Annotated in this window: 9 protein-coding genes, 1 tRNA gene and 1 pseudogene; 8 read left to right on the top strand and 3 right to left on the bottom strand. The window is 74.2% G+C overall.

The window, feature by feature from the left end:
- The first annotated feature begins 295 nt into the window (after positions 1-295).
- Both AC6H2I_RS25230 and AC6H2I_RS25235 read left to right on the top strand, forming a co-directional pair.
- Complete coding sequence (locus AC6H2I_RS25230; protein ID WP_497503523.1) at positions 296-895, top strand: class I SAM-dependent methyltransferase; 600 nt, start codon at positions 296-298, stop codon at positions 893-895.
- Between the two features lie 133 nt (positions 896-1,028).
- On the top strand, positions 1,029-1,289 hold the full coding sequence (locus AC6H2I_RS25235; RefSeq protein ID WP_497503524.1) for a hypothetical protein: 261 nt from the start codon (positions 1,029-1,031) through the stop codon (positions 1,287-1,289).
- Between the two features lie 12 nt (positions 1,290-1,301).
- Here the strand turns inward: AC6H2I_RS25235 and AC6H2I_RS25240 are convergent, their stop codons facing one another.
- Both AC6H2I_RS25240 and AC6H2I_RS25245 read right to left on the bottom strand, forming a co-directional pair.
- On the bottom strand, positions 1,302-1,745 hold the full coding sequence (locus AC6H2I_RS25240) for a cupin domain-containing protein (protein WP_497503525.1): 444 nt from the start codon (positions 1,743-1,745) through the stop codon (positions 1,302-1,304).
- Positions 1,746-1,798: 53 nt separating this feature from the next.
- Positions 1,799-2,404 carry a glutathione S-transferase N-terminal domain-containing protein gene (locus AC6H2I_RS25245; protein WP_497503526.1) on the bottom strand — a complete coding sequence of 202 codons (606 nt, stop codon included), beginning with the start codon at positions 2,402-2,404 and terminating at the stop codon, positions 1,799-1,801.
- 208 nt (positions 2,405-2,612) lie between these two features.
- Here AC6H2I_RS25245 and AC6H2I_RS25250 point away from each other — a divergent pair, with 208 nt between their 5' ends.
- From AC6H2I_RS25250 to AC6H2I_RS25275, 6 genes are all read left to right on the top strand, one after another.
- A complete protein-coding gene (locus AC6H2I_RS25250) occupies positions 2,613-3,806 on the top strand; it encodes a glycosyltransferase family 4 protein (RefSeq protein ID WP_497503527.1) in 1,194 nt (397 codons plus the stop codon).
- Positions 3,803-4,798: an MraY family glycosyltransferase gene (locus AC6H2I_RS25255; protein ID WP_497503528.1), complete on the top strand. Its 996-nt coding sequence runs from the start codon at positions 3,803-3,805 to the stop codon at positions 4,796-4,798. Before AC6H2I_RS25250 ends, AC6H2I_RS25255 begins: the two co-directional genes overlap by 4 nt.
- A 32-nt stretch (positions 4,799-4,830) precedes the next feature.
- Positions 4,831-5,787 carry an NAD-dependent epimerase/dehydratase family protein gene (locus AC6H2I_RS25260; protein WP_497503529.1) on the top strand — a complete coding sequence of 319 codons (957 nt, stop codon included), beginning with the start codon at positions 4,831-4,833 and terminating at the stop codon, positions 5,785-5,787.
- Between the two features lie 31 nt (positions 5,788-5,818).
- Positions 5,819-7,753: a polysaccharide biosynthesis protein gene (locus tag AC6H2I_RS25265; protein ID WP_497503531.1), complete on the top strand. Its 1,935-nt coding sequence runs from the start codon at positions 5,819-5,821 to the stop codon at positions 7,751-7,753.
- A gap of 80 nt (positions 7,754-7,833) precedes the next feature.
- Positions 7,834-7,908 (top strand) — tRNA-Thr (locus AC6H2I_RS25270).
- 295 nt (positions 7,909-8,203) lie between these two features.
- Positions 8,204-8,992 (top strand): class I SAM-dependent methyltransferase, encoded by a 789-nt coding sequence (locus AC6H2I_RS25275; protein WP_497503532.1) that lies wholly within the window; start codon positions 8,204-8,206, stop codon positions 8,990-8,992.
- A gap of 30 nt (positions 8,993-9,022) precedes the next feature.
- Here the strand turns inward: AC6H2I_RS25275 and AC6H2I_RS25280 are convergent.
- Positions 9,023-9,808 (bottom strand): annotated as a pseudogene (locus AC6H2I_RS25280) (hypothetical protein); the annotation flags it as partial.

Below are 9,808 nucleotides of genomic sequence, written 5' to 3' on the forward strand. Positions count from 1 at the left end.
CCGGAGAAAAACGCCCTATGCCGGACTTATTTTACTTATGCGATGTTGGAGCCCTCGGCCGGGTGGACTGCCCCGAAGAGCGGCGCCCGGCGCCGGCCGGGGCGCCCGAGCGGCCGTCGACCGGAGCCGTCGGCCGGGGCCGTCGGCACGCCGGCACGCGCCGGCCGCCCGGCGCGCCTTCCGCTGGATGGGAGCCCCCATCACGGCACTGGACGTGAAGCGTACGGAGGATCATCATCCCGCGCCATGGCGATGATGTGGGAATCGCCGGGGCCCAGCGCGGGACAGGGATCGCATGACGAAGACGGACATGGCATTCGCCGAACGCAAGCTGTTTGTCGAGCGCTGGGTGAAGGCGCCGCTGAAGGTCGCCTCGGTCACCCCCAGCGGCACGGACCTGTGCCGCGCCATGGTCGAGGGTGCCGGCGCCGGGCCGGGCCGCCGGGTGGTCGAGTTGGGGCCGGGCACCGGCCCCATCACCACGGCGCTGCTGAAGGCCGGGGTCGCGCCGCAGGATCTCCTGCTGCTCGAGCTCGACGACGTGTTCGCACGCCACCTGCGCGACCGCCATGCCGGGGTGACGGTGGTGGAGGGCGACGCCCGGCGGCTCGGCGCGATCGCCACCCGCGAGGGCTGGGCCGGCTGCGACGCCGTGGTGTCCGGGCTGCCGCTGATCGCCCTGCCGCTGTCGGCGCAGATGCGCATCGCGCGCGGCGCCTTCGAGGCGATGGGGCCGCACGGAGTCTTCGTGCAGTTGACGTACGGACCCTTCTCGCCGCTCAACCCCGGGCTGGTCCGCCGCTTCGGGCTGGTGGCGCGGCGCTTCCGCTGGATCGCCCGCAACCTGCCGCCGGCGTCGGTCTGGGTCTACCGCCACCGCACCGCCAGCGCCTGACGGGCAGCGCCTGGACGGGCGGTCCACCCGGGAGCGGCTCCCGCGGCGAATCGCGACCGGCATGAGATCGATCAATGCGCCGCGGGTAGCGGGCCGCCACAGTGGCGCGGTTCCATCCACCGCCGGTCGCCCCATGCAGCCCTACGCCCGCCCCGCCATCCTGTTCCTCGCACGGCATCTCGTCGCCGGCCTGCTGGCCGGCCTCGCGTTCTGCCTGGGAATGCTGTGGTTCGACGTCGCCGGCCTCGGCACGTTGCTGCTGGATTCGGACAGCATGGCCGTGGGTCTGTACCTGTTCTTCGGCTCCGTCTGCTCGACCTTCGGCGGGGTGGCCATGGCGGTCGGGATCATGAGCCTGGGTGACCACGCCGACCGGCCCGACCGCGGGCACTGACCCCTCCTCCCGTCAAAGCGGCTTCCCCGGCTCCCACCCCTCGGGGGCCAGCCGGAAGCCGTCGAACCGGAAGGCCGGCGCGACGGTGCAGCCCACCAGGGTCCAGGCGCCCAGCGGCCGGGCGGCCTGCCAGGCGCCGGCCGGCACCACCGCCTGCGGCCGCTCGCCGCCCAGCAGGTCCATGCCCAGGCGCAGGGTGCGCACCGCCGCACCGCCGTCATCGGCGATCGCCAGTTCGAGGGGACCGCCGCCGTACCAGTGCCACATCTCCACGGCATCGACGGTGTGCCAATGGGACCGCTCGCCCCGGCGCAGCAGGAAATAGATCCCGGTCTTGGCGCCGCGCCCGCCCTCGGGATCGGCGTGGCGGTAGGTTTCCACGAAATGCCCGCCCTCGGGGTGCGGCTGCATGCCCAGGAGGGCGACGATGCGGTCGGCGTCGAGCTCGGTCGCCATGGCGGTCTCCGGTGTCGCGGCGTCTTTGGTGGCCGTCAGGCCGGGGGCGGGAGTCAGGCCGGGGGCGGCGCCGTGGCCCGCGCGCTGTCCCGTCCCGCGGCGGCGGCGTACCACGCGGCAAGGGCCGGCCGGCCGGCCCGCCAGTCCTCGTGGCCCCAGCGGAAGTCCAGGTAGCCCAGCGCCGCGACGACGGCGAGCGTGCCGATGGTGGGCGGCCCGGCCAGCGCCGCGGCGTCCGCCTCCAGGGCGTCGCAGGCGCGGACCATCGCGTCGCCCTGGCGGGCGATCCATTTGGCCGACCGTTCGCCGTCCGGCCGCAGCGCCTCGAGTCGCCGCAGCACGGCGGCGTCGCACAGCCCGTCGCCCAGCGCCTGCTGCCGCAGCGCCGTCCAGCGCGCCGGACCCTCCGCCGGGAACAGCCGCGGGCCGTCGTGCCGGCTGTCCAGATACTCGCAAATCACCGGGCTGTCGTAGAGGACGGTGCCGTCCTCGACGATCAGCGTCGGCACCCGGCCCAGCGGATTGTCCTGCGGCAGATCGGTTCCGGGTGCCCACGGGTCGGTGGCCACCCGTTCGATCGCGGCGTCGAGGCCGCATTCCATGGCGACCATCATCACCTTGCGCACATAGGGCGAGGTGGCGCTCCAGCGCAGCTTCATCACCGTCAGTCTCCCTGGGGGGCGGGGGGAGCCAGGATTAGATCCCATGGCGCCGCGCCTGGCAACCGCGCCGGGGCGGCCCGCCCCGCCCCGCCCGCACGGCAGGCTGGCGTCGCGATCACGGCTCGGGCATAAGACGCCCACACCGCCACGCGACCGGGGGGCGCCGCCACCCCGCCGTTTCCGTTCCCGCCGAGAGTTCCCGCCCGTGTCCGAGCGCACCCGGCCCAAGCTGCTCTACCTCGTCACCGAGGACTGGTATTTCTGGTCGCACCGCCTGCCCATGGCCCGGGCGGCGCGCGACGCCGGTTTCGACGTCGCCGTGGCGACCCGGGTGGACGCCCACGGGCCGCGCATCGCCGACGAGGGGTTCCGCGTGCTGCCGCTGGCATGGCGGCGGCGCTCGCTGAACCCCGCCGAGGCGCTGTCCATGGTCGCGGCGGTCGCCGCCCTCTACCGCCGCGAGCGGCCGGACATCGTGCACCACGTGTCCTTGAAGCCGGTGCTGCTGGGCGGGCTGGCGGCCCGGCTGGCGGGGGTGCCGGCGGTGGTCAACGCGCTGACGGGCCTCGGCTCCGCCTTCGGCAAGGGCAGCGTGAAGGCACGGCTGGCGGGGGCGGCGGTGCGCCCGGTGCTGCGCGCCGTGCTGCGCCGCCCGGCCAGCGTCCTGGTGCTGCAGAACGCCGACGACCGCGCTTTCCTGGTGGAGCGCGGCCTGGTTGAGGCGGAGCGGTGCTGGCTGATCCGCGGCTCGGGCATCGACACCGGGCGTTTCGCCGTGCTGCCCGAACCGCCGGAGCCGCCGGTCACCATCGGCTTCGTCGGCCGCCTGCTCGCCGACAAGGGGGTGCGCCCGCTGGTCGAGGCCCACCAGCGCCTGCGCGCCGAGGGGCTCGACGTGACGCTGCTGCTCGCCGGCACGCCGGACCCGGAGAATCCGACCTCGGTGCGCCCGGACGAGCTGGAACGCTGGCGCGCCCTGCCCGGGGTCGAGCTGGCCGGCCAGGTCGGCGACGTTCGCACGGTGTGGGCGCGGGCCCACATCGCCACCCTGCCCTCGCGCCGCGAGGGGCTGCCCAAGAGCCTGCTGGAAGCCGCGGCGTGCGGCCGCGCCATCGTCGCCACCGACGTGCCCGGCTGCCGCGAGGTCGCCCGGTCCGGGGAGAACGCGCTGCTGGTGCCGCCCGACGACCCGGCGGCCCTGGCCGGCGCCTTGGCCACGCTGGTCCGCGACCGCGCCCTGCGGCACCGCTTCGCCGCGGCGGGGCGCCGCCTGGTGCTGTCCGACATGGCCGCCGACCAGGTCGGCGCCCGCACCGTGGAGCTTTACCGCAGCCTCCTCCCCGCCGCCGTCCCCGCGGCCGGCCGGGCGGGCGCGGCGAGCGACGGGGTGGCGTTATGAGCGTGCCGGCCTGGGCCCCGTTCGCCACCCTGGCGGTGTCGCTCGCGGCCTCGTGGCTGCTGGTCGGACGGGTGCTGGCCTACCTGCGCCGGCGCGCCATCCTCGACCACCCCAACGACCGCTCCAGCCACACCGTGCCGACGCCGCGCGGCGGCGGCTGGGGCGTGGTGCTGACGGTGCTGGCGGTGTGGACCGTCGTCGCCGCCGCCTCGGGGACGCTCCAGGCCATGGCACCGCTGCTGGGCGCCGTCGCCGGGCTGATCGCCGTCTCCTGGGCCGACGACCGGCGCGGCCTGGGGCCGGCCCCGCGCTTCCTGGCGCAGATCGCCGCCGTCGCCGCCGGGCTGGCGGCGCTGCCGGGCGACGCGATGGTGCTGCAGGGCTGGGCGCCGTGGTGGCTGGACCGTGCGCTCGCCGGCCTGGCCTGGCTGTGGTTCGTCAACCTCTTCAACTTCATGGACGGGATCGATGGGCTGGCCGGCGGCGAGGCCGCCTGCGTCGGCGCCGGGCTCGCCCTGGTCGCCACCCTGGCCGGGATGGACGGCGCGCTGGCCCTCTACGGCCTGGCGGTGAGCGGCGCGGCGCTGGGCTTCCTGGGATGGAACTGGCACCCGGCCAAGGTCTTCCTGGGGGATGTCGGCAGCGTGCCGCTGGGGTACCTGCTGGGCTGGCTGCTGCTGACCCTGGCCGCCGCGGGGGCCTGGGAGGCGGCGCTGCTGCTGCCGCTCTACTTCCTGGCCGACGCCACCCTCACCCTGGTGCGCCGCGGCTGGCAGGGCAAGCGGGTGTGGCAGGCGCACCGCGAGCACGCCTATCAGAAGGCGGTCCAGAACGGGCGCCGCCACGACCGCGTGGTGCTGGCCGTGCTCGCCGCCGACGCGGTGCTGGCCGCGCTGGCGGTGCTGTCGCTGAGCGCCGACTGGCTGGTCGTCCCGGCCGGGGCGCTGGTGGTCTGGCGCCTGCTCCACCACCTTGCGCAGCCGCCGGAGTGAGGGCGCCGCGTGAGCGCGCCGGGAGGAACAACATGGGCATGACGGTCCTGGTCACCGGCGCCACCGGCTTCGTCGGCGCCGCCCTTGTCCCGCTGCTGATCGAACGCGGCCATACGGTGCGCGCCGCCGTGCGCCGGCCCGACCGGATGGTGCCGGGAGCGCGCACCGTGGTGGTCGGCGACATCGGCCCGGACACCGACTGGTCGGCGGCGCTGGCCGGGGTCGACGCCGTCGTCCACCTGGCGGCGCGGGTGCACGTGATGCGCGACCGCGCCGCCGACCCGCTGGCCGCCTTCCGCCTGGTCAACGCCGCCGGCACCCGCCACCTCGCCGAGGCGGCGGCGGCGGCCGGCGTCCGGCGCCTGGTCCACCTCAGCTCCATCAAGGCGGTGGCCGACGAAAGCCGGGACGGGCCGGTGAGCGAGCGTGATGCGCCGGCGCCCCACTCCCCCTACGGGATCTCCAAGCTGGAAGGCGAGCGGGCGGTCGCCGAAGTCGCCTCGGTCAGCGGCCTGGAGACCGTCATTCTACGCCCGCCGCTGGTGTACGGCCCGGGGGTCGGCGGCAATTTCCGTGTCCTGATGGCGCTGATCCGGCGCGGCGTGCCGCTGCCCCTGGCAAGGGTGGAGAACCGCCGCAGCCTGCTGTTCGTGGAGAACCTGTGCGACGCCGTCGCCCTGGCCCTGACCCATCCGGCGGCGCCCGGGCACGCCTTCCTCCTGCACGACGCGTTCCCGCTGTCGACCGCCGACCTGGTGCGTGGGCTGGCCCGGGAGATCGGGGTGCGGCCGCGCCTGTTCGGCGTTGCACCGGGCCTGCTTCGGCTGGCCGCCGGGCTGGCCGGCCAACGGGCGGCCTTCGACCGGGTCGGCGGGTCCCTGGTGCTGGAGGACCACCTGATCCACCGTACCATCCAGTGGCGGCCGCCGCGCAACACCGCCTTCGGCTTGCGCGCCACCGCCGAATGGTTCAAATCTTGCCGCGGCTGAGCCGCCGACGCCGCTGTTCTCAGGGTTCATCATGATGCGCATCCGATCGCCGCGGGCGTTCGTCGTCTACGTCCACGACCTGGTGATGACCGGCGTGGCCTTCGTGGTCGCGCTCTACCTGCGGGTCGGCGGCCTCGCCTTCACCGACTACGCGGACGCGCTGGCGCTGGGCGCGCCGCTGATGGTCGCCGTGGCGGCGGTGGTCTACCGCCTGTTCGGCCTCTACCGCGGCATCTGGCGCTACGCCTCGATGCCCGATCTGGCCCAGCTGCTGCGCGCCGTCTCGGTCGCGGTGCTGACCTTCCTGCTGGCGATGTTCCTGCTGACCCGCCTGCACGACCTGCCGCGCTCCGTGCCGCTGATCCTGTGGTTCGTGCAGCTCGTCCTGCTGGGCGGCCCGCGGTTCGCCTACCGCCTCCTCAAGGACCAGCGCCTGGGCCTGGAGGACGAGGCCGGCGCGGTGCCGCGCATCCCCGTCCTGCTGCTGGGCGTCGGCGACGCGGCGGAGCTGTTCATCCGCTCCCAGGGCCACGGCGGGCGCACGCCCTACCGGGTGGTCGGGTTGATCGACGACAAGAACCGGCGGGTCGGCCACTCCGTGCGCGGCGTCCCGGTGCTGGGTGGGCTGGACGACCTGGAGACCATCGTCGCCACCCTCGACCGCCGCGCCGGCCGGCCGCAGCGCCTGATCCTGACCAAGGAGCAGGGGGACATCCGCGGCGCGGCGGTGCGCGACCTCCTCGACCGTGCCACGGCGCTGGGGCTCACCCTGTCGCGCCTGCCCAGCCTGACCGAGTTCAAGTCGGCCCTCGGCGAGGGCAAGGTCGAGGTCCGCCCGATCGCCCTGGAGGACCTGCTGGGCCGCCCCCAGGCGGTGCTCGACCGCGGCGCCATCGCCGGCCTGGTCACCGGGCGCCGGGTCGTCGTCACCGGGGCCGGCGGCACCATCGGCAGCGAGCTGGTGCGCCAGGTCGCCGCCCTCGCCCCGGCGGAGCTGCTGCTGATCGACGCCGGGGAGTTCAACCTCTACACCATCGACCAGGAGATCCGCGAACGCCACCCCGCCCTGGCCGTGCACGCGGTGCTGGCCGACGTGCGCGACCGCGACCGCATCACCCGGCTGTTCCAGGACCACCGCCCGGCCCTGGCCTTCCACGCCGCGGCGCTGAAGCACGTGCCGCTGGTCGAGGCCAACCCGGCGGAAGGGGCGCTGACCAACGTCGTCGGCACCCGCAACGTGGCCGACGCGGCGCGCGCGGCCGGCTGCCTGGCCATGGTCTTCGTGTCCACCGACAAGGCGATCCGCCCGACCTCGGCCATGGGCGCCACCAAGCGCTTCGCCGAGACCTACTGCCAGGCCCTCGACGTGCTGCCGCCGCGGGACTCCTCGGACACCCCGACGCGGTTCATGACGGTGCGCTTCGGCAACGTGCTGGGCTCGTCCGGATCGGTGGTCCCGCTGTTCCAGCGCCAGCTCGCCCGCGGCGGGCCGTTGACGGTGACCCACCCCGACATGCGGCGCTACTTCATGACCGTGCGCGAGGCGGTGGAGCTGGTGCTCCAGGCTTCGGCCCATGGCGTCGCCCATGGCGAGGCCCGCGGCAAGGTGCTGGTGCTGGACATGGGCGAGCCGGTCAAGATCGTCGACCTCGCCCGCCAGATGATCCGGCTGGCCGGGTTGCGCCCGGACCACGACGTCGCCATCGCGTTCACCGGCCTGCGCCCCGGCGAGAAGCTGTTCGAGGAGATCCTGTCGGCGGCCGAGGCGCCCACGCGTACGGCCGCCGACGGGGTCTTCCTGGCCGCGCCGCGGCTCATCGACTACGCCCTGGTGAACCGCGCGCTGAGCGACCTGGAGGGCGCCGCACGGGCCGGCGACACGGCCCGTGTGCTGTCCCTCCTCGCCACCATCGTGCCCGATTACGGCGTCCCGTCCAGCGATGCCCGGGCCGACGCCCAGGCATGAGGACGCCGCGGTTTTTTTCTGCCCATAGGGCTTGCGCCCGCCGGAACCCTGTGGCATATACCCGCCCACCCCACGGCGGGGCTGCCGTAGCTCAGTGGTAGAGCACTCCCTTGGTAAGGGAGAGGTCGAGAGTTCAATCCTCTCCGGCAGCACCATTCCAACCGGTGGGTCCGCGGCTGCGACCAGCGCCGCACATCCCCGAAGTCCACTCGTCGTCCGGCCGTCGCGCCGGTTGTCCACAGGATGTCCGGAGGGGTCGGCGCGCGCGCGAGCGGACCGGTGTCGCCATCCCCTCCCCGGTCCCATGCCGGCACGGCGACACCGCGGCCCCGGCCGTACGGCCGCCGGCGGTGCTTGATCTGCGTTGTCCCTTGCGGGCATGCTCCCGCCACCGCCGGTCCAACCGTCGAGCCCTCCAGCCGTCCACTGCCGCGCACAGGTGCGTTCCCGATGATCGACGACGAAGATTGCCGCAGCGCCACGGCGGACGGCGGGTCCGAGCCCGACGCCATCCCGCTGCCGCCTCCCGAGTTGGCGATGCTGGTCGGTGGGGGTGACGATTTCGTCGCCGTGGGGCGCGCCCTCCGCGACGTGCTGGTGTCCCACGGCGGCCTCGGGCCGGGCGAGGCCATTCTCGAGATCGGGTGCGGGGTCGGACGGGTCGCCCGCGTGCTGAGCGAGAGCCTGCGGCCGCCGGGCCGCTACGACGGCATCGACGTGCACGGGCCCCACATCGACTGGTGCACCGCCAACATCTCCCGGCGCCACCCGAACTTCCGCTTCTTCCACGCCGACGTCCGCAACGCGGCCTACAACCCGTTCGGCCGCGCCACGGTCGCCGGGTACCGGATGCCCTTCGACGACGCGTCCTACGACTTCGTCTTCCTGGCCTCCGTCTTCACCCACATGGTGGAGGAGGATGTGCGGTGGTACCTGCACGAGATCCGCAGGCTGCTGCGTCCGGGGGGCCGGGTGTTCGCCACCTTCTTCCTGCTGAACGCGCAGTCGGAACGCGCCGTCGAGGCCGGCGCCACCCGCCTCTCCTTCGACCACCGCCAGCCGCGGTTCTGGGCGCATTCCGAGGCCTGCCCCGAGGTGGCGATCGCCTTTCCCGAGGCGGTCGTGCAGCGCCTGTTCCTGGACGCCGGGCTGCGCGTGCGCAGCGTGGAGTACGGCGACTGGATCGGCTCCGGCCCGGCCCTGACCTACCAGGACGTGATCCTGGCGGGGCCGTCCTGACCGACGGGGCGCCGCCCCCGCCGGCCGGGTTCAGAACGGGATCGGCAGGGTATCCCGGAACACGGCGTAGCCAAGGGCCAGCGACAGGATGACGGCGACCGCGCCGACCACGACGCCGAGCCGGGCCTTGGCCACGAGGTCGCGCCGCAGGTCCTCCAGTTCGGTCCGGCTGGTGCGGTCGTAGACGTCCGATTCCAGCCGGTCGACGAGGCTGGTCACGGCGTTCGCCACCCGCTCGACCGCCTCCACCCGTGCGGTGAGCTCCTGGAGGTCGATCGAGGTGCGTTCGAGCCGCGCCTTGACGGCGGTCACGTCGCGCCCGTGGGCGTCGCGGGAGGGATCGTCGTCGCCGCGCCGGATGACGTTCACGACGCGGAACATCTGCTGCAAGGCCGCCTCGATGCGATCGGTGCGGTGGGCCAGATTCTCCACCCGGTCGCCGTCGGACGGCGGAACCACCAGTGGCTGGCCGCGCGACAGCGGCATCTGGGACTCCGTGAAGTACACCGCGATGGCGCTGGAATCGTCGTCGCGGATCGCCGGCGGAAGGTCGAAGACGAAGGCATGGCTTCCGTCGCCGACCTTGAGGTCGGCCAGATCCTGGCGGAAGCGGTCGGCCGCGACGGTGCCGATCACCTCGCCCTTGTGCTGGATGTCGACCCGGATGCGCGCCTCCGAGGCCTCGGGGTCCCAGGCCCAGCCATAGACCCGCCCGGAATCGATGGCGTCGATGTGCCCTTGCAGGCGGGGGACGCCGCGCCGCGGCTCCGCCCCCCGGCCGTCCCCGGCCGACCCGCCGTTCCGGTCGCCCTCTTC

The organism is Azospirillum sp. NS33 (assembly GCF_059703765.1).

Bases quoted from the DNA above. Each gene is read 5' to 3' on its own strand.
- AC6H2I_RS25245 (WP_497503526.1), bottom strand. From the start codon at position 2,404: ATGAAGCTGCGCTGGAGCGCCACCTCGCCCTATGTGCGCAAGGTGATG.
- AC6H2I_RS25235 (WP_497503524.1), top strand. From the start codon at position 1,029: ATGCAGCCCTACGCCCGCCCCGCCATCCTGTTCCTCGCACGGCATCTC.
- AC6H2I_RS25230 (WP_497503523.1), top strand. From the start codon at position 296: ATGACGAAGACGGACATGGCATTCGCCGAACGCAAGCTGTTTGTCGAG.
- AC6H2I_RS25260 (WP_497503529.1), top strand. From the start codon at position 4,831: ATGGGCATGACGGTCCTGGTCACCGGCGCCACCGGCTTCGTCGGCGCC.
- AC6H2I_RS25255 (WP_497503528.1), top strand. From the start codon at position 3,803: ATGAGCGTGCCGGCCTGGGCCCCGTTCGCCACCCTGGCGGTGTCGCTC.
- AC6H2I_RS25275 (WP_497503532.1), top strand. From the start codon at position 8,204: ATGATCGACGACGAAGATTGCCGCAGCGCCACGGCGGACGGCGGGTCC.
- AC6H2I_RS25240 (WP_497503525.1), bottom strand. From the start codon at position 1,745: ATGGCGACCGAGCTCGACGCCGACCGCATCGTCGCCCTCCTGGGCATG.
- AC6H2I_RS25265 (WP_497503531.1), top strand. From the start codon at position 5,819: ATGATGCGCATCCGATCGCCGCGGGCGTTCGTCGTCTACGTCCACGAC.